We start from the raw sequence: 18026 nt of genomic DNA, 5'->3' as shown, positions 1-18026 counted from the left end.
ATGCACATTGTTGACAGACGCCTGAACCCAGGCGGAAAAAGTCTGGAAAATCGTCAACGGTTTTTGCGAAGAGCAAAAGCGCTGGTGCAGAGAGCGGTCTATGAATCCTCTCAAAATCGCGACATTCAGGATATTCTGAAGGGTGGCGAAATCAGCATTCCCCTGGATGGAACCGAGGAACCTCGGTTCCATCGCGGCCCGGAGGGCCTGAAGGAACATATTCTTCCCGGTAACAAAGACTTCATCGAAGGCGATATGCTTCCCCGCCCCGAGGGCGGTAGCGGCAAGTCGCGGGCCGGTGGCGATGGAACGGGCGAGGATGCCTTCCGCTTCATCCTGACGCGGGATGAATTCCTCGATCTCTTCCTCGACGATCTCGAATTGCCCGATCTAGCCAAGCGCCGCCTGATGTCGGCGGACCAGATCAATCCGGTGCGCTCGGGCTATTCGGTTACAGGATCACCCGCCAATCTTGCCATCAACCGCACGATGCGGCTTGCCATGATGCGCCGCGTCGCGCTGCATCGCCCGAAGCCGGAAACGGTCGAAAAGCTCATCGAGGAGGCCGAGGAGTGCACGGACGAGAAGCGCCGCGCACAGCTCGAGGACGAGATCAAAAGACTGGAATCGAAGGTCCGGCGCATTCCCTATATCGACCCGATCGATATCCGCTATCGCCGTTTCGAGAACGAGCCGAAGCCGGTGGCGCAGGCTGTCATGTTCTGTCTGATGGACGTTTCCGGTTCGATGACCGAGCACATGAAGGATCTCGCCAAGCGCTTCTACATGCTGCTCTATATTTTCCTGACCCGGCAGTATCGCCGTGTCGAGATCGTCTTCATCCGCCATACCGACGTAGCGGAAGAGGTGGACGAGGAGACCTTCTTTCGCAGCCCGGCAACCGGTGGCACTCAGGTTTCGAGCGCGCTCGAAGCCATGCGGCGGATCGTGCGGGACCGCTTCCCGGCATCCGACTGGAACATATACGCCGCCCAGGCGTCGGACGGCGATAACGCCTATTCCGACAATGCGACGACGGCAGCGCTGATGACGAGCGAGATCCTGCCCGTCTGCCAATATTTCGCCTATCTCGAAGTGGGGGAATCACGCAGCGTCGCGATCTCCTCCGGCTCGGCGATCTGGTCGCTCTACGAGCGGATGCAGGCGGGATGGCCGGTGCTTTCCATGCGGCGTGTCAGCGATCGCAGCCAGATCTATCCGGTCTTCCACGATCTCTTCCAGCGCCGGACGGCGGAAACAAGGAGCGGATAATGGCAAAAAAGGCATCGATGGAGCGGCTTTTCGAAGGCGCGGACTGGGATTTCGCCACCATTCAGCGAATTCACGATGCCTGCGAGAAGATCGCCATCGAGGAGCTCGGGCTCGATGTTTATCCCAATCAGATCGAGATCATCACCGCCGAGCAGATGCTCGACGTCTATTCCTCGATCGGCATGCCGCTTTTTTACAAGCACTGGTCTTTCGGCAAGCATTTCGCCCATCACGAGGCCTTCTACCGCAAGGGCCTGCGCGGCCTTGCCTATGAGATCGTCATCAACAGCTCGCCCTGCATCTCCTATCTGATGGAGGAGAATAGCGCGACGATGCAGGCTCTCGTCATCGCCCATGCCGCCTTCGGCCACAATCACTTCTTCAAGAACAATTATCTCTTCAAGCTCTGGACCGATGCCGAAGGCATTCTCGACTATCTCAACTTCGCCAAGAGCTATGTGGCGCGCTGCGAGGAGCGCTATGGCCATGCCGCCGTCGAGCGCACGCTGGATGCAGCGCATGCGCTGATGTCGCATGGCGTGCATCGCTATGCCGGCAAGAAGACGCCGGACCTGCGCGACGAGGAGAAGCGCGAGCGCGAGCGGCGCGAATATGACGAGAAGATCTTCAACGATCTATGGCGCACGGTGCCGGCCGGATCGGGCAAGAAAACACAGGATCTCGATCTGGAGCGGCGGCGCTCGCTGGCGGGCCTGCCGCAGGAGAATATCCTCTATTTCCTGGAAAAGATGGCGCCACGCCTAAAACCCTGGCAGCGCGAGATCATCCGCATCGTGCGGCATGTCGCCCAATATTTCTATCCGCAGAGCCAGACCAAGGTGATGAACGAGGGCACGGCAACCTATGTGCACTATCGCATCATGACGCGGCTGCACGAGCTCGGCGGCATCGGCGACGGCGATTTTCTGGAATTCCTGAAATCGCATACCAATGTGGTTTTCCAGCCGACCTTCAACGATCCCCGCTATTCCGGCCTCAACCCGTACGCGATCGGCTTTGCCATGATGCAGGATATCGAGCGTATCGTGACGAAGCCGGAAGAGGAGGATCGCCAGTGGTTCCCCGAGATCGCCGGCACCGGCGATGCAATGGCGGTGCTGCGCGATCTCTGGGCCAATTATCGCGACGAGAGTTTTGTCGCGCAGTTCTTGAGCCCGCACCTGATGCGCAAGATGCGCATGTTCCAGCTGACCGATGATCCGGAGGAGGAAGAAGGGCTGAGGGTTGCCGCCATTCATGATGAGCGTGGCTACCGGCGCATCCGCCGTGAATTGTCACGGCAATATGATGTCGGCTGGATCGATCCGCATATCGAGATCGTCGATGTCGATCTTGCCGGCGACAGGCGGCTGCTGGTCAAGCATACGGTGCTGAACGGCGCGCTGCTCGACGATATGGATGCCAAGCGCGTCTTGCAGCATCTGGCCGATCTGTGGAGCTACGACGTGCTGATGCAGGAAGTCGACCGCTCCGGTGCGGTGCTTCGCGATCATCTCGTCCACCCGCGCGCCTCGGCACTTGCGGCATAAGCCTTACGGCTACTTTTTCAATTGCCGCTGATGGCCGCTCACTTGCGCGCCGTCTTCCGGCCGCAGCTTGAGAAAGCCAGGTATGCCGAGCAGCGGGATCACGGCCATCAACAAGAATGCAATGTGGAATTTTTCCGGCGTCAGCGGCGATCCATCCAAAGTCACCAGCCCCAGCAGCATGGCGGCGACGGAAACGCCGAAGCTGACGCTCAATTGCTGCAGCACACCGCCCAAGCTGGTCGCGCGGCTGAGCTGTGCCGCCGGAGTATCGGAATAGGATAGCGTATTGGACGTCATGAACTGTCCGGCCCGCGCCAGCCCGAAGATGAAGACATAGACGATGATGAACCAGTGCGGCGTATCGGGTGTGATCAGCGCGAAGCCGGCGACGACGGCGGCACCGAATACGGCGCTCCACGTCAACATGCGATCGAAGCCATAGAGCTTTAGCAGTTTTGCCGAGACCGGCCGCACGGCAAGGGCGCTCAGGGCACTGACGAAGGTCAATGTACCCGAGACGATCGGACTCAGGCCGAAGCCGACCTGCAGCATCAGCGGCAGCAGGAAGGGCACGCCATTCAGCCCGACACGACAGATGCCGCCGGCAAGCGTGCCGATGCGGAAGGTGCGCAGCTTGAAGAGGGTGAGATCCACGGCCGGAGATTCCACTGTTCGGGCATAGCGGATGAAACCGACCAGCAGCAGGCCGGCGGCGGCAAGCGCGAGGAGGATGGCCCAGACCGGAATTGCAGGGCGGCCGACATTCTCGATGCCGTATTGCAGCAGCACACAGCCGAGACCGACCATGACGAAGCCGGGAAAGTCGAATTTGATGGTCTCGTCGCGTTCGGTATCCTCGACATAGCGCAGCGCCATGGCCATGCCGGTCAGGCCGAAGGGCAGGTTCACCCAGAAGATCCAGCGCCAGGACAGATAGGTTGTCAGGAAGCCGCCGAGCACCGGGCCGATCACTGGTCCGATGACAGCGGGCAGGGTCATGTAGGTCATGGCAGTCACGAGTTGGCTGCGTGGGAAGCTGCGAATGAGGATGAGGCGCCCGACCGGCGTCATCATCGCGCCGCCAAAGCCCTGCAGCGCGCGCGTGGCGATAAGCATCGGCAGACTGGTTGCCAGTCCGCAGAGGATCGAACCGATCGTGAAGATGAAGAGGGAAAGCGTGAAGATGCGCCGGGCGCCGAAGCGATCGGCAAACCATCCACTCACCGGAATGAACATGGCAAGCGTCAGAATATAGGTCGTGACCGCCAGATTCATGCGCAGCGGCGTCGTATCGAGGCTCCTGGCGATATCGGGAACGGCAGTGACGAGGATGGTCGAATCCAGCTGTTCCATCAGGAAGGCGACGGCGACCACGGCGGGAATGATGTAGCGCAGGCGGGGATTGCGTTCGACCGCAAAAGTCTGGCTCTGCGGATTGGGATCTATCGAATCCATGAAATGAAATGGCTTTCCAACGTCCGGCTGGGGACCGGCGCGTTTGACGATTTGCATGAATCCCTTCGGAAACCGCCTCGTGTGCTCTCGGGAAACATGGTGCTGGCGGCCGGTGATCCGCCGACCTTCGGAATCGTTGCCTATATGAGCACCATCCATGGCGCAGCGCAACAGGAACCCAGCCTTTCGAGGGAATCCATGTGATCAATTAGTCGATGGCGGGGAGGGTAGTGTCCAGCGCGCTTTGTCGAAGACGATCGCGGTTCGGAGCTGTTCCGGCGAGGTTCTGCGCAATTCCAGCTGCAGGTTGAAATTGTTGTCGCTCTGGAATTCCTTGAAAAAGGCAAGCTTGGCGCCGAAGGCTTGCAGCGTCACATCCTGCAACTTGCCGATTGCCTCGAGTGCGGCCTGAAAGTCCAGCCAATGGGTTTCGTTCAGCAATAGGACGACAGTGTCGACAAAGGTGCCGGCAACGACCTTTCCGTCGTCATTGTCAGGCATGATGACCTTGATGCGGATGGTATCGATTTCGCCTGACGGCTTGCCCCTGGCGATGATGAAGAAGGAAGCTGCCTTGGGATCGCCATAGGCGCCCTTCTGGACGGCATAGCTGCACTCCGAAGTGCCGGTGCCCAATTCGCTTTGCCGCCATTCCCCTACAGACAGGCCGAACTTCTGAAGATCGGCGCAAAGCGCCTGGCCCGATATCCGCCAGCTGCGCACGAAGGCACTCAGCAGCGCATCGACGGGCTCGTCCAGCAGATGGGACCTTTTCCTGACGGGTGGCTTGGCGGTGACCGTCGCCGGCTTGACACCGACGCTTGTGGCCGCCGGGGCCGATGTCTTCGGCGCTGCCGCCGCAGGCGTAGCCGCATGGGCCGGCTGCTGTTCCTGCGCAGGCGCGGCGGGCGCTGCTGCATGTTGTTCCGGTTTCGGAAACAGATTGAGATGATAGCGGCTATCCAGCGCTCTTAGATTGCGCATATCGTTGGCAAGGAGCGCGGTTGCCAGGATGATCGAACCGATGACAACGGCTGCAATCCAAAAGACAGCCCTGCTTTTCTTGCGAGGTGGCGCCACCGACATGGTTCAGATCACAGCTACTCCCGAGGAAACTTACCTTGCTGCAATAACCGTATGTTGCGCAGCCATGTTCATGGCTACAGCATATGCGTTTATGAACGATTGATCATTCTAATGTTTCTTTGTCAATTCATGATGTTGCTTAAAGCAGATCGCGACCTTCCGCATGCGGTTCCCGCGTTCCCCGCGTCCGGCTTTTTGCACATTCTTGGCGCAGTCCGCTCTAGGCGAAATACGCCTTGAGTGCCCTGACGGTGGCGGCATCCGTGCGGCGGACCAATGGCGGAGAGAAGCCGAGAGCGATGACACGCTCATCCGTCTCCGAGGCGGTTGCGGAGCAGGAGGCGTGAATCTCGCTGACCTGCAGGCGCGGCCATAGCTGGCCGACCGTTGCAAGCGTCACGCCGGAGCCGGGCATGATGGAGATGCGGCCGGCGGCGGCTGCAATCGCCTGTTCGAGCATGGCAACGCCTTCGGCCGCAGTCCTTGCGCCGCCGGAGGTCAGGATGCGTTCGAAGCCGAGGGAGATAGCGACACGGACGGCTTCCTCGACGTCGGGCACCAGATCGAAGGCGCGGTGCAGCGTTTTGCCGAGACCTTCCGCTTGGGCGGTGAGAATGGTGAGTGCGTCAAGATCCAGTCGGCCATCCGGCATGGAAGCGCCGAGCACGACGCCCGGCAGGCCGGCAGCTCGTGCGGCATCGATGTCGCGTTTCATGACCTCAAGTTCATCCGCCGAATAGACGAAGCTGCCGGCGCGCGGACGGATAATGGCATAGGCTGGGACGGGTATCTTCGCTGCGGCGGCCATCAGCCCGGTACTCGGCGTCAGCCCGCCGAGAGGAAGCGCGCTGCAAAGCTCGATACGATCGCCGCCACCCTCAACGGCCGCCTTGAGGCCGGCAATATCCTCGACACAGACCTCAAGCAGCATGGGTGCGCTCTCCGGCATATTGCAGGCCCAGCAGGGCGGCGCCGATGAGGCCCGGTTCCAGCTTGCACTCGCTCGGCACGACGAGCGGCCGGCCGAACTTACGCAGGGTCCGGGCGCGTACCGCCTCGTCCAAACGTGCCAGGAGCGGTTCGACGTTGGAAAGGCCACCGCCGACCGGCACGATGGTCGCGCCGCTTATGTTGACGGTGAGGGCAAGCGGCGAGGCGACCAGATCCACCATGACGTCAATCGTGCGTTCGGCACGGTCTTCGCCCCTGAGCCATTGGCCGATGATCTCCTCGCTGGAAAGTTCCAGCCCGTGAAGCGTCTTGTGCAGGCGTTCGATGCCGCGTGCGCCGCCGACGGTGTCGACGCAGCCCTTCTGACCACAGCCGCAGGCATAGGCGGGAATAGCGGCCGGTGGATTGCCGGCGGAGGACGCGATGATGGGGCCATGGCCCCATTCCCCGGCAAAGCCGCCGGCAGCATTGACCAGCCGGCCATCCGCGACAAGGCCGCCGCCGACGCCGGTGCCGAGAATGGCTCCGAAGACGATGCGATGGCCACGGCCCGCTCCGGACATGGCCTCTGCCATGGCGAAGCAATCGGCATCATTGGCGATCAGCACGGGATAGCCGAGTTCCGCTTCCAGATCGGCGGCAAGATGCCGGCCGTGAACGCAGGGAATATTGGCGCAGGTGAGTGTCTGCGTATCGGGATCGACGACGCCGGCGATGGAGAAGGAGAGGCAATCCGGCCTCTCGCCGGCTTCGGCAATCACCTCACGCAAGGTATTGACGAATTCGGCGAAATCATGCCTGGGCGTCGGGCGCCGCGCCAGCGGCACGATGTCCGTCATGGAGCGGGCAATGCCGCCTTTGATGGCGCTGCCGCCAATGTCGAAGGAAACGATCATGGATACCGACCCGCTGGAAACATGGCGCACTTGCTCGCACCCTTTGCCGGTCTTTGCAAGATCAATCCTTCCCCCTGGGTCGGGCAGGGGTATCGCATATGAGGCGGATCGGCGCCGGAAATTCCTTCTCCCCTCGGGGAGAAGGTGGCCCGAAGGGTCGGATGAGGGGGCGGCGCGGCATGCCCGTCATCGCTTGCGCTCAGACGTTCGCTCCTTTGTCGCTCACCCCCTCATCCGCCTGGCGGCACCTTCTCCCCGCCGGGGAGAAGGGGAGGCGGCAAGGTAATTCTCGCCTCGAAGCCATCGGTCCCGCCGGTCGCCGGCGACAGCAGATCGAGATGGCCGCCGATCTGGCCGACGATGCGCTCGACGATCGAAAGTCCGAGGCCCGAGCCTGCCGCTTTCGTCTTGCCGCGCCAGAAGCGCTTCTTCAGGCCGGCGAGATCATGTGCGGAAAGCACGGCGCCGCCGTTGATGACGCGGACGGTGCGGTCGTCGATGCGGACGGTCACTTCGTCGTCCGCCGGCCCATGGATCAAGGCGTTTTCGATGAGATTGCGCATGACGATCGCAAATGCGTCAATATCGACGTTGCGCATCAGTTTCTCCGCCGTTTCGTTCTCCAGAAGGACACGGCCCGCCGTTCCCGTATCGCGGTCGTAATCGCCTATGACGGTTTCGATGATGGCTACGAGATCGGCGGGTTTGTCACCCGTGCCGATCCCGGCCTGGGCGCGGGAAAGCTGCAGCAGCTTTTCCGCGAGCCGGCCGAGATTGGAAAGCGACGTCTCGATGCGGCCGGCGCGTTCCGTCAATTGCCCCTGCGGCAGTTCGGCGATCAGCCTCTGGGTCTGCGCAAGAGCGCCTGCAATCGGGGTGCGCAGCTCATGGGCGCTATTGGCCGTGAATTCGCGCTCGGCTTCCAGCGCCAGGCGCAGGCGCTCCAGCAGCAGATTGACGGAGCGGGCGATCGGCTGCAGCTCGAGCGGCAGCGTCTCGCTCACGAGCGGCGCCATGTTGCCGCCGTCCTTGGTGGCGATCTCCGAGCGCAGGCGGTCGATCGGCCGCAGCGATCGGCCGACGATGACGCCGATGGCGATGATGCTGGCGGGAATGAGGGCCAGCAGCGGCCAGAGCAGGGCAACGCCACTTTCGCGCGATGCCTCGCGGCGATTCTTGAAGGCGTCGGCGACGTGCAGGAAGATCGTGCCGTCGGCCGAGGATTCGGTATAGATCCGGTATCGCGACGTATTGTGGAAGCCGATCTTCAGCGGCACGTCATAGGCGGTTGGAGGGGCATCGTGGGAATGGAGGATGACCTTGCCGTTCCCGTCGAGTACCTGATAAGTCAGATATTCGCGGTTCAGCCCCTTGTTGAGCTCTTCCAGGCTCTGAGGATCGCCGGAATGATCGCGGTTGGCGAGATCGTCAAGCACCAGCGGCAGCAGACGCTCGGCGGTTTCCTGCAATGCGCCGTCGAAGGTTTCCGAGAGTTCCTTATTGACGACGTAGACACCGATGCCGACCGCAATCAGCCAGAAGACGACGACAGTGCCGGTCAGCGCAGTGATCAGGCGCCGGGTGATGCTGGCGCGGCTGGGCTCCTTGTGTTCGGTCATCGCTCACCCAGGCAATAGCCGACGCCCCGGGCCGTCCTTATGCGGTCCTTGCCGATCTTCTTGCGCAGGCGGCTGACATAGACCTCCACTGTGTTGCTCTCGATTTCGGAGCCGAAGGCGTAGAGCGCCTCTTCTATCTTGTCCTTGGAGACGATCGCGCCCGGCCGCGTGATCAGCAGGTCGAGCACGGCCCATTCTCGTCCCGTGAGGATCACGTCCTTGCCCGCCAGCTTGACGCGGCGCTGCGGCTGGTCGATTTCGAGGTCGTCAAACCGGAGGGTCGGCTGCGGACTGCCGGCATAACGCCGGGCGACCGCCAGGATACGGGCCGTCAATTCGCCGAGGTTGAACGGCTTGACGAGATAATCATCGGCACCGCTGTTCAGGCCTTCGATGCGGTCGGAGATCTGATCGCGAGCTGTCAGGATGATGACGGGCGTTTCGTCAGGCTTGCGGCGCAGCCGCTTCAGGAAATCGATGCCGCTGCCATCGGGAAGCTGCAGATCCAGCAGGATGAGGCCGTATTGCACCGCACTGGTGACCTCCTCCGCATCGGTCAGGTTCTTGACCCAATCCACGGCATGAGGGCCTGCCGCGATATGGTCGCGAACCGCGCCGCCGATCGTGTCGTCGTCCTCCACCACAAGAATGCGCACATGCACCTCTCAACCGTTGAACGTACCTCAGTTAATGCCGACGAACCTATCGGGTCAATAACGGCTGAAATAAGCCGCGGCGGGATGCACAGTCCATGGCCGGAGCGGTTCAGTTATTCACGAAATCTCTGAGCCGCTCTATCCCTTTGCCTTCACGCAATCCCGGACGGAAAACCGCTGCGCACTTTTCCTGGAATTGCTCCAGGCTGCCCGCCGAAAACGTTCCCGGCGCCTATGGACAGACAGGAACGCGATGGTTACTTGTTTGCGCGGAGAACAAAGCGGCCGCGAAGTGGCCGCCACAGGCTATCGGAGGATCGTTCATGCTGAAGGGAATTTCGCCGCTGTTGAATGCGGACGTGCTCTATGCGCTGAAATCGATGGGGCATGGCGACATGCTCGTCGTCGTCGACACGAATTTCCCGGCGGAGGCCATTGCGAGCCAGACGGTCCTGGGCGAGCTGCTGCGCATCGACAATGTGCCCGCTGCCGATGCCGTCGCGGCGATATTGTCGTTGATGCCGCTCGACACCTTCATTGATGATGCCGCGACGCGCATGGAAGTTGTTGATGCGCCGGACGAGGTGCCGCAGGTCCAGCGGGAGGTTCAGGCGGTGATCGACAAGGCCGAGGGCAAGCATTGGCCGTTGATGCCGGTCGAGCGTTATGCCTTCTACGAGCGTGCCAAGGATGCCTTTTGCGTCATTCAGACCGGCGAGCGCCGCTTCTACGGCTGTTTCACCTTGACCAAGGGCGTCATCCCGCCGGAGACTGCATGATCCGGCACGGATAGTCTGGATCATCCCTAGCAAGGGCGCTGTTTCGGTAAAGGAAGGCGATGGCGAAGAAGCTGGATTCCCAGGGGCGGCTTGACGATGCGGCGCGGGCCGGATGGCTCTACTACGTCGCCGGCCGCACGCAGGATGAAATCGCCGTCGCGATGGGAATATCCCGGCAGTCGGCGCAGCGTCTGGTGTCGCTGGCCGTTGCCGAACGGCTGATCAAGGTCCGGCTGGATCACCCGATCGCCGCCTGTCTGGAATATGCGGCGGAGCTCAAGAAGAAGTTCGGTCTGCGCCATGTCGATATCGTGCCGAGCGATCCCGACAGCACATCTTCGACCATTGGCATCGCCGAGGCCGGTGCTGCCGAAATCGAGCGCTGGCTGCGGCGAGCCGACCCCATCGTGCTGGCGATCGGCACGGGCCGCACGTTGAAGGCTGCAGTCGACCAGCTGCCGGCGATCGAATGTCTGCAGCATCGGGTGGTGTCGCTGACGGGCAATATCGGTCCCGACGGTTCCGCTGCCTATTACAACGTCATCTTCAGCATGGCCGACGTCGTCAAGGCGCGGCACTTTCCGATGCCGCTGCCGGTGCTGGTGTCGTCGGCCGAGGAGCGGGAGCTCCTGCATGCGCAGGCACTGGTGCGCTCGACGCTCGATATCAGCGCTCAGGCCAACGTGACCTTCGTCGGTATCGGCGAGATGGGTGTGGAAGCGCCGCTCTGTCTCGACGGCTTTCTCGAGAGGGACGAGATGCTGGCGTTGATGGACCGGGGCGCTGCCGGCGAGATCTGTGGCTGGGTTTTCGACGGCAATGGCAACCTCATGCCCGATGATGTCAATGAGCGCGTCGCCAGTGCGCCCTTGCCGTCGCGCGATACCTGCAGCGTCATTGGAATCGCCAAGGGCCGGCGCAAATTCCAGGCGATCAAGGCGGCCGTCGTCGGTCGGCAGATCAATGGTTTGATTACCGACGAGGCAGTTGCTGAATTTTTGCTCAAGGTCTGAGCAAAAAATTTAACTAATAAAAACAAACGGATAGGTTGCTTGCTCGGCAATGCAGCAACGAATCTGCATTGACATTTTGTCGCAAGAAGTGAGTAATTGCCCACGAGCAAAGCGAATGCTCATTTTTAATCTTCTGGGAGGAAGATATGAAATTGAAAACTTTACTGCTGGGCGCCTGCTCGGCTCTGATGTTTGCCGGCCTGGCGTCTGCCGAAACCCTCACGATTGCAACCGTCAACAACGGCGACATGGTCCGTATGCAGAAGCTTACGGACGATTTCAAAGCCAAGAACCCCGGCATCGACCTGCAATGGGTCACGCTTGAAGAAAACGTATTGCGCCAGAAGGTTACGACCGACATCGCTACCAAGGCTGGCCAGTATGACGTGCTGACCATCGGCACCTATGAAGTGCCGATCTGGAGCAAGCTCGGCTGGCTTGCCTCGCTCGACAAGCTTTCCGCCGACAAGAACTATGATGTTGATGACCTTCTCCCGGCCATTCGCAGCGGTCTGACGACCGACGGCAAGCTCTACGCAGCGCCGTTCTACGGCGAAAGCTCGATGGTGATGTACCGCAAGGACCTGTTCGACAAGGCTGGTCTCAAGATGCCGGACGCTCCGACCTGGGACTTCATCGCCGATGCGGCCCGCAAGATCACCGACAAGGACCATGAAGTCTACGGCATCTGCCTTCGCGGCAAGGCGGGCTGGGGCGAAAATATGGCGTTCCTGACGGCGATGTCGAATTCGTTCGGCGCCCGCTGGTTCGATGAAAAGTGGAAGGCACAGTTCGACCAGCCGGAATGGAAGGATACGCTCGACTTCTACGTCAAGCTGATGAAGGATGCCGGCCCTCCGGGTGCATCGTCCAACGGTTTCAACGAGAACCTGGCCCTGTTCCAGTCCGGCAAGTGCGGCATGTGGATCGACGCCACCGTTGCTGCTTCCTTCGTTTCCGATCCGAAGGAATCGAAGGTTGCCGACAAGGTCGGCTTCGCTCTGGCTCCGGATAAGGGCCTCGGCAAGCGCGGCAATTGGCTCTGGGCATGGAACCTCGCCATCCCGGCCTCCTCGAAGAAGACCGAAGCGGCGGAAAAGTTCATTTCCTGGGCCACCAGCAAGGACTACACCAACCTGGTCGCACAGAAGGAAGGCTGGCTGAACGCACCTCCCGGCACCCGCACCTCGCTCTACGCGAATGCGGACTACCAGAAGGCAGCGCCTTTCGCGAAGATGACGCTCGACTCGATCAATTCGGCTGATCCGACGCATCCGACTGTCAAGCCGGTTCCCTATGTCGGCGTGCAGTTCGTTGCTATCCCTGAATTCCAGGGCATCGGCACGGCTGTCGGCCAGCAGTTCTCGGCTGCTCTCGCCGGCCAGATTTCGGTCGATCAGGCTCTGAAGGCTGCCCAGCAGCTGACGGAACGCGAAATGAAGAAGGCCGGCTATCCGAAGTAAGGGCCTTCGAAGCTAAGGAGAGCAGCGCCCCCTCTCGAGCACTGCTTTCCCCTAGGCCGCCGAGCGCCGAACTGCCCTTGGCGGCCCTTTTGTTTCAGCCGGTCCGCGGCCACCCCCTCCTTTAAAGATAGGTCGGTACTTGCCATGGCAACGTTGCACACCCGTTCCACCGCACGCGTCATGATGGCGCCTTCGGTTCTGCTTCTCTTTGCGTGGATGATCGTCCCGCTCGTAATGACGATCTATTTCTCGACGCTGAACTACAATCTTCTGAACCCCGGCACGCATGATTTCCTCGGGTTTCTCAACTACGAATATTTCATCACCGATCCGGCCTTCGTGAGTTCGCTGATCGTGACACTGCTGCTCGTCGGCGGTGCCTTGCTGATCACCGTCATTGGCGGTATTGCGCTCGCTCTCCTTCTTGATCAGCCGATCTTCGGCCAAGGCATCGTGCGCATGCTGGTGCTTGCGCCCTTCTTCGTGATGCCGACGGTCGCCGCCCTCATCTGGAAGCATATGTTCATGAACCCCGTAAACGGGCTCCTGGCACATCTCTTCCGCTTTTTCGGGCTTGATCCGCTGACCTGGCTGGAGACGGTTCCGCTTCTGTCGATCATCATCATCATCGCCTGGCAGTGGCTGCCTTTCGCGACACTTATCCTGCTGACGGCCCTGCAGTCGCTGGATGAGGAGCAGAAGGAAGCTGCCGAGATGGATGGCGCCGGACCGGTTTCGAAATTCATCTACATCATCCTGCCGCATCTAGCGCGGGCTATCACCGTGGTGATCCTGATCGAGACGATCTTCATGCTGTCGGCCTTCGCCGAGATACTCGTCACCACCAATGGCGGTCCGGGCACGGCGACGACGAACCTGACTTATCTCGTCTATTCGCAGATCGTTCTGTCGCAGGACGTCGGCGGTGCATCGGCGGGCGGCATCATCGCCGTCATCCTCGCCAACATCGTCGCCATCTTCCTGATGCGCGCAGTCGGCAAGAATCTGGAGGCTTGAGATGGCACGCAAAGTCACCACGCAACGCAAGATCGTCGTATCGGTCGCCGCCTGGATCGTGGCAATCCTCATCTTCTTCCCGATCCTGTGGACGATCCTGACGAGCTTCAAGACGGAAGGCGATGCGATTGCCTCGCCGCCGCAGTTCCTCTTCTTCCACTGGACGTTGGAGAACTATTTCGAGGTGCAGTCGCGCTCGGACTACTTCCTCCACTTCGGCAACTCGGTCATCATCGCTTTCGGTTCGACCATTCTCGGTCTGCTCGTTGCGGTGCCTGCCGCCTGGGCCATGGCATTCTCGCCGACCAAGCGCACCAAGGACGTCCTGATGTGGATGCTGTCGACGAAGATGATGCCGCCGGTCGGCGCCTTCATCCCGATCTATCTGCTGTTCCAGAGCTTCGGCCTCCTGAACAACCAGTTCGCCAGCCGGGTGGGCATGGTCGTCGTGCTGATGCTCATCAACCTGCCGATCATCGTCTGGATGCTCTACACCTACTTCAAGGAAATTCCCGGCGAAATCCTCGAGGCGGCCCGCATGGATGGGGCGACGCTTGCCAAGGAGATCATTTACGTGCTGACGCCGATGGCGATCCCCGGCCTTGCCTCGACAATGCTGCTCAACATCATCCTCGCCTGGAACGAGGCCTTCTGGACGCTCAATCTCTCCGCGGTAGACGCGGCGCCGCTGAGCACCTTCATCGCCTCCTATTCCAGCCCGGAGGGCCTGTTCTATGCCAAGCTTTCAGCGGCATCGACCATGGCGATCGCTCCGATCCTGATCCTCGGCTGGTTCAGCCAGAAGCAACTCGTTCGCGGCCTGACCTTCGGCGCGGTTAAGTAAGGAAGAGAAACATGGGTAGCATTGTTCTCAAACAAGTCTCCAAGGTCTTCGGCGAAGCCAAGGTCATCCCTTCCATCGATCTTGAGATCGACAACGGCGAGTTCGTCGTTTTCGTTGGCCCGTCCGGCTGCGGCAAGTCCACGCTGCTGCGTCTCATCGCCGGTCTTGAAGATGTCTCCGGCGGCCAGATCATGATCGACGGTAAGGATGGCACCAATCTCAAGCCGTCCGAGCGCGGCCTTGCCATGGTGTTTCAGTCCTACGCGCTCTATCCGCATATGAGTGTGCGCAAGAACATCGCCTTTCCGCTGAAGATGGCGAACATGCCGCAGGCGGAAATCGACAAGAAAGTGGCGGATGCCGCACGCGTCCTGAACCTGACGGATTATCTTGAGCGCAAGCCGCGCCAGCTTTCCGGCGGCCAGCGCCAGCGCGTCGCGATCGGCCGCGCCATCGTGCGCCAGCCGGCAGCCTTCCTCTTCGACGAGCCCTTGTCGAACCTCGATGCGGCGCTGCGCGTCAACATGCGTCTCGAGATCAGCGAACTGCATCAGCAGCTGAAGACGACGATGGTCTATGTGACACATGACCAGGTCGAGGCCATGACAATGGCCGACAAGATCGTCGTGCTCAATCGCGGCAATATCGAGCAGGTGGGCTCGCCGCTGGAGCTTTATCGCAACCCGCGCAATCTCTTCGTCGCCGGGTTCATCGGCTCGCCGAAGATGAATTTCGTCAAGGGCGCCTATGCCCAGAGCCTCGGCGGCGACACGATCGGCGTCAGGCCGGAACACGTACTGCTGTCGACCACGTCGGGCGACTGGCAGGGCAAGGTGCTCGTTGCCGAGCATCTCGGCTCCGACACTTTCCTGCATATCGATGTTGACGGGATTGGCACGGTGACCGCTCGCGGCTCGGGTGATTTTCCCGCCCGGGCTGGCGATACCGTCTACCTGACACCGGACAAGGCGCATATTCACCGGTTCAACGCCGAAGGGCTGGCGATCTCAGCCTAAAAGCCAGGGCCGTGTGCGCTTGAGCGGGCACGGCTAACGCATCTGTTCCGGTTCGCATCCATCGATCTGCGTGGACCGGTCAAGCATACCAGCCGGTGCGGCGTTCCCGAGCCGCCCGGAGCCAGAGACCTTCAAAAGGACCAGAGACATGACGTGCAAATTATCGCTCGCAACTCTTCAGCAGGCGGCTGCAAAGGCGGCTATTCCTGCTTATGACCGGAAGTCGCTTTCGGCTGGTATCGTGCATTTCGGTGTCGGCAATTTCCATCGTGCCCATCAGGCAATCTATCTCGACGATCTTTTCAATGCCGGAGAAGCCCATGACTGGGCGATCATCGGCGCCGGCGTGCTGCCGTCGGATGCGGCTATGCGCGAGAAGCTGGCTGCCCAGGATTTTCTGACGACAGTGGTCGAGCAGGACAATAATCGCACGGCCGCGCGCGTGACTGCGCCGATGGTCGACATCCTGCCGGTCGGCGATGCCAAGGCGATCATTGCCAAGCTTGCCGACCCCGCGATCCGCATCGTTTCGATGACGATTACCGAGGGGGGTTACTTCATCGATGCCTCCGGCAAGTTCAATCCCGCCCATCCGGCGATCGTGGCCGACGGGCAGAACCCGGATGCGCCGAAGACGGTGTTCGGCCTGATCGTCGCCGGTCTCAAGGCGCGGCGCGCTGCCGGCCTGCCGCCCTTCACCGTCATGTCCTGCGACAACATTCCCCACAATGGCGGCGTCACCAAAGCCGCCGTGGTCGGTACGGCGAAGCTGTCCGACCCAGCCTTTGCCGACTGGATCGCCGCGAACGTCGCTTTCCCGAACGGCATGGTCGACCGCATCACGCCGGCAACTGGCGCACGTGAGATCGACCTGCTGAAAGAAGCTTTCGATATAGAGGACAACTGGCCCGTCTATTGCGAAGAGTTCAAGCAATGGGTGCTGGAAGACAACTTCCCCGCCGGACGACCAGCGCTGGAAAAGGTCGGCGTGACCTTCGTGCCCGACGTGACGCCCTATGAGCACATGAAGATCCGCATCCTCAACGGCGGCCATGCGGCGATCGCCTATCCGGCGGCGCTGATGGACATTCACTTCGTGCATGAAGCCATGGAAGAGCCGCTGATCCGCGCCTTCCTCGCCAAGCTCGAAAATGATGAGATCATCCCCGTCATCCCGCCGGTGCCGAACACGGTGCTTGCGGATTACTTCAAGCTGATCGAGCGGCGCTTCTCCAATCCGAAGATCGCCGATACTATCCCGCGCCTGGCGCAGGACGGCTCCAACCGCCAGCCGAAGTTCATTCTGCCGTCCACGGCCGACCGTCTTCGTCGCGGCGAGGATATTGTCGGCTTATCGCTCGTCTCGGCGCTATGGTGCCGCTACTTTGCCGGCAAGAGCGACAGCGGCAAGGAGATCGTCTTCAACGATGCCAGCGCCGATCGGCTGCATGAAGCGGCGCTCAAGGCGAAGGACGATCCGAATGCCTTCCTGGTCTTCGACGACATCTTCGGCGATGTCGCCAAATCCGATCTCTTCCGCAAACGCTTCGCGCATGCACTGAAAACGCTGTGGGAAAAGGGTACCCGCGTCACCCTGCAGCTATACTTGGACAACAAACTCGCGGAATAATTTTCAAGCGGCCGGATCTCTCCTGTTCCGGCCGTTTTCCATTGCCGTGCCGGGTTTCCGGCAGGCGGGACAGCAACAAAATTCAGGTTGGATCTGTGATGGCGGATGCGGGAACAGGGCTCGTAATCTTCGATTGCGACGGCGTGCTTGTCGACAGCGAGCCGCTGTCGGTCGGCGTGCTCATCCAGGCGATGCATGATGTCGGTGTGGAGATGAGCGAGGAGGATGTCTACAGCCGCTTCCTCGGCAAGAGCCTGGCGACGCTCGTCGATACGATGCAGACGGAATTCGACGTCTTCATCGACCAGGCATTCCTCGACCGTATCCGCAACGATCTCTATGAGCGCTTCAAACATGAGCTGAAGCCGATCGACGGCATCGGTGCAACGCTGGATGCACTTTCGCTGCCGCGCTGCGTTGCCTCGTCGAGCCAGCTTGAGCGCATCCGTCTCTCTCTCGGCGTGACCGGTCTGCTCGACAGGCTGGAGCCCAATATCTTCAGCGCCAGCATGGTCAAGCGCGGCAAGCCGGCGCCGGATCTCTTTCTTTATGCGGCCGAAAAGATGGGCGTGCCGCCGAAGGAATGCATCGTCGTCGAAGACAGTCCGGCAGGGATCACGGCGGCGCGCGCGGCCGGCATGACGGTCTTTGCCTTCACCGGCGGGTCGCACGCCCATTCGCCCAGCTACCGGGCGGAGCTGGAGCAGCTTTCGCCGGAAGTCGTGTTTGACGCGATGCCGGAATTGATACAACTTGTCCGCAACAAGAGATAGTGGGCG

16 protein-coding genes are annotated in these 18026 nt (G+C 60.9%); 10 read left to right on the top strand and 6 right to left on the bottom strand.

All coding sequences use genetic code 11. The features are described from left to right. Positions 1 to 1272, top strand: coding sequence for a YeaH/YhbH family protein (locus I8E17_RS13790; protein ID WP_069615950.1), 1272 nt, complete (start codon positions 1 to 3; stop codon positions 1270 to 1272). Beyond that, entirely contained in the window at positions 1272 to 2822 is a 1551-nt protein-coding gene (locus I8E17_RS13785; RefSeq protein ID WP_069615951.1) for a SpoVR family protein, read from the top strand. The genes I8E17_RS13790 and I8E17_RS13785 overlap by 1 nt, the downstream gene beginning before the upstream one ends. Before the next feature lie 9 nt (positions 2823 to 2831). Here the strand turns inward: I8E17_RS13785 and I8E17_RS13780 are convergent, their stop codons facing one another. The 6 genes from I8E17_RS13780 to I8E17_RS13755 all read right to left on the bottom strand — a co-directional run bounded on the left by I8E17_RS13780 (position 2832) and on the right by I8E17_RS13755 (position 9485). Then, positions 2832 to 4277: a DHA2 family efflux MFS transporter permease subunit gene (locus I8E17_RS13780; RefSeq protein ID WP_069616022.1), complete on the bottom strand. Its 1446-nt coding sequence runs from the start codon at positions 4275 to 4277 to the stop codon at positions 2832 to 2834. 204 nt (positions 4278 to 4481) lie between these two features. Beyond that, on the bottom strand, positions 4482 to 5363 hold the full coding sequence (locus tag I8E17_RS13775; protein WP_069615952.1) for a DUF6030 family protein: 882 nt from the start codon (positions 5361 to 5363) through the stop codon (positions 4482 to 4484). A 220-nt stretch (positions 5364 to 5583) separates the two neighbouring features. Continuing rightward, positions 5584 to 6294 carry a copper homeostasis protein CutC gene (locus tag I8E17_RS13770; protein WP_069615953.1) on the bottom strand — a complete coding sequence of 237 codons (711 nt, stop codon included), beginning with the start codon at positions 6292 to 6294 and terminating at the stop codon, positions 5584 to 5586. Then, the gene (locus I8E17_RS13765) at positions 6284 to 7210 is read right to left on the bottom strand and encodes an ROK family protein (protein WP_069615954.1); all 927 of its coding nucleotides are present in this window, start codon (positions 7208 to 7210) and stop codon (positions 6284 to 6286) included. Before I8E17_RS13765 ends, I8E17_RS13770 begins: the two co-directional genes overlap by 11 nt. A 230-nt stretch (positions 7211 to 7440) precedes the next feature. After that, positions 7441 to 8829, bottom strand: coding sequence for an ATP-binding protein (locus I8E17_RS13760; RefSeq protein ID WP_069615955.1), 1389 nt, complete (start codon positions 8827 to 8829; stop codon positions 7441 to 7443). Next, positions 8826 to 9485 carry a response regulator transcription factor gene (locus tag I8E17_RS13755; RefSeq protein ID WP_069615956.1) on the bottom strand — a complete coding sequence of 220 codons (660 nt, stop codon included), beginning with the start codon at positions 9483 to 9485 and terminating at the stop codon, positions 8826 to 8828. Before I8E17_RS13755 ends, I8E17_RS13760 begins: the two co-directional genes overlap by 4 nt. 323 nt (positions 9486 to 9808) lie before the next feature. Between I8E17_RS13755 and I8E17_RS13750 the strand changes: the two genes are divergently transcribed. The 8 genes from I8E17_RS13750 (at position 9809) to I8E17_RS13715 (ending at position 18020) form a co-directional block, all read left to right on the top strand. Continuing rightward, positions 9809 to 10264 (top strand): RbsD/FucU family protein, encoded by a 456-nt coding sequence (locus I8E17_RS13750; RefSeq protein ID WP_069615957.1) that lies wholly within the window; start codon positions 9809 to 9811, stop codon positions 10262 to 10264. 59 nt (positions 10265 to 10323) lie between these two features. Beyond that, positions 10324 to 11277 carry a sugar-binding transcriptional regulator gene (locus I8E17_RS13745; protein ID WP_069615958.1) on the top strand — a complete coding sequence of 318 codons (954 nt, stop codon included), beginning with the start codon at positions 10324 to 10326 and terminating at the stop codon, positions 11275 to 11277. A gap of 146 nt (positions 11278 to 11423) precedes the next feature. Beyond that, complete coding sequence (locus I8E17_RS13740; RefSeq protein ID WP_069615959.1) at positions 11424 to 12740, top strand: sugar ABC transporter substrate-binding protein; 1317 nt, start codon at positions 11424 to 11426, stop codon at positions 12738 to 12740. Positions 12741 to 12884: 144 nt separating this feature from the next. Further along, complete coding sequence (locus I8E17_RS13735) at positions 12885 to 13757, top strand: sugar ABC transporter permease (protein WP_069615960.1); 873 nt, start codon at positions 12885 to 12887, stop codon at positions 13755 to 13757. Between the two features lies 1 nt (position 13758). After that, positions 13759 to 14601 carry a carbohydrate ABC transporter permease gene (locus I8E17_RS13730; protein WP_069615961.1) on the top strand — a complete coding sequence of 281 codons (843 nt, stop codon included), beginning with the start codon at positions 13759 to 13761 and terminating at the stop codon, positions 14599 to 14601. Between the two features lie 11 nt (positions 14602 to 14612). Further along, entirely contained in the window at positions 14613 to 15617 is a 1005-nt protein-coding gene (locus tag I8E17_RS13725; protein ID WP_069615962.1) for an ABC transporter ATP-binding protein, read from the top strand. A gap of 148 nt (positions 15618 to 15765) precedes the next feature. Beyond that, positions 15766 to 17247, top strand: coding sequence for a mannitol dehydrogenase family protein (locus I8E17_RS13720; RefSeq protein WP_069615963.1), 1482 nt, complete (start codon positions 15766 to 15768; stop codon positions 17245 to 17247). A gap of 98 nt (positions 17248 to 17345) precedes the next feature. Further along, positions 17346 to 18020, top strand: a complete 675-nt coding sequence (locus I8E17_RS13715) for an HAD family hydrolase (RefSeq protein WP_069615964.1) — start codon at positions 17346 to 17348, stop codon at positions 18018 to 18020. Positions 18021 to 18026 lie beyond the last annotated feature (6 nt).

It is taken from the genome of Rhizobium sp. AB2/73, from assembly GCF_020871915.1.
In the GTDB taxonomy this organism is placed as follows: Bacteria; Pseudomonadota; Alphaproteobacteria; order Rhizobiales; family Rhizobiaceae; genus Rhizobium; species Rhizobium dioscoreae.
This window is presented reverse-complemented; position numbering and strand designations above follow the sequence as displayed.

Coding starts and splice junctions, on each gene's coding strand:
- I8E17_RS13790 (WP_069615950.1), top strand. CDS start 1: ATGCACATTGTTGACAGACGCCTGAACCCAGGCGGAAAAAGTCTGGAA.
- I8E17_RS13715 (WP_069615964.1), top strand. CDS start 17,346: ATGGCGGATGCGGGAACAGGGCTCGTAATCTTCGATTGCGACGGCGTG.
- I8E17_RS13785 (WP_069615951.1), top strand. CDS start 1,272: ATGGCAAAAAAGGCATCGATGGAGCGGCTTTTCGAAGGCGCGGACTGG.
- I8E17_RS13740 (WP_069615959.1), top strand. CDS start 11,424: ATGAAATTGAAAACTTTACTGCTGGGCGCCTGCTCGGCTCTGATGTTT.
- I8E17_RS13745 (WP_069615958.1), top strand. CDS start 10,324: ATGGCGAAGAAGCTGGATTCCCAGGGGCGGCTTGACGATGCGGCGCGG.
- I8E17_RS13750 (WP_069615957.1), top strand. CDS start 9,809: ATGCTGAAGGGAATTTCGCCGCTGTTGAATGCGGACGTGCTCTATGCG.
- I8E17_RS13735 (WP_069615960.1), top strand. CDS start 12,885: ATGGCAACGTTGCACACCCGTTCCACCGCACGCGTCATGATGGCGCCT.
- I8E17_RS13725 (WP_069615962.1), top strand. CDS start 14,613: ATGGGTAGCATTGTTCTCAAACAAGTCTCCAAGGTCTTCGGCGAAGCC.
- I8E17_RS13720 (WP_069615963.1), top strand. CDS start 15,766: ATGACGTGCAAATTATCGCTCGCAACTCTTCAGCAGGCGGCTGCAAAG.
- I8E17_RS13770 (WP_069615953.1), bottom strand. CDS start 6,294: ATGCTGCTTGAGGTCTGTGTCGAGGATATTGCCGGCCTCAAGGCGGCC.
- I8E17_RS13760 (WP_069615955.1), bottom strand. CDS start 8,829: ATGACCGAACACAAGGAGCCCAGCCGCGCCAGCATCACCCGGCGCCTG.
- I8E17_RS13775 (WP_069615952.1), bottom strand. CDS start 5,363: ATGTCGGTGGCGCCACCTCGCAAGAAAAGCAGGGCTGTCTTTTGGATT.
- I8E17_RS13730 (WP_069615961.1), top strand. CDS start 13,759: ATGGCACGCAAAGTCACCACGCAACGCAAGATCGTCGTATCGGTCGCC.
- I8E17_RS13765 (WP_069615954.1), bottom strand. CDS start 7,210: ATGATCGTTTCCTTCGACATTGGCGGCAGCGCCATCAAAGGCGGCATT.
- I8E17_RS13780 (WP_069616022.1), bottom strand. CDS start 4,277: ATGGATTCGATAGATCCCAATCCGCAGAGCCAGACTTTTGCGGTCGAA.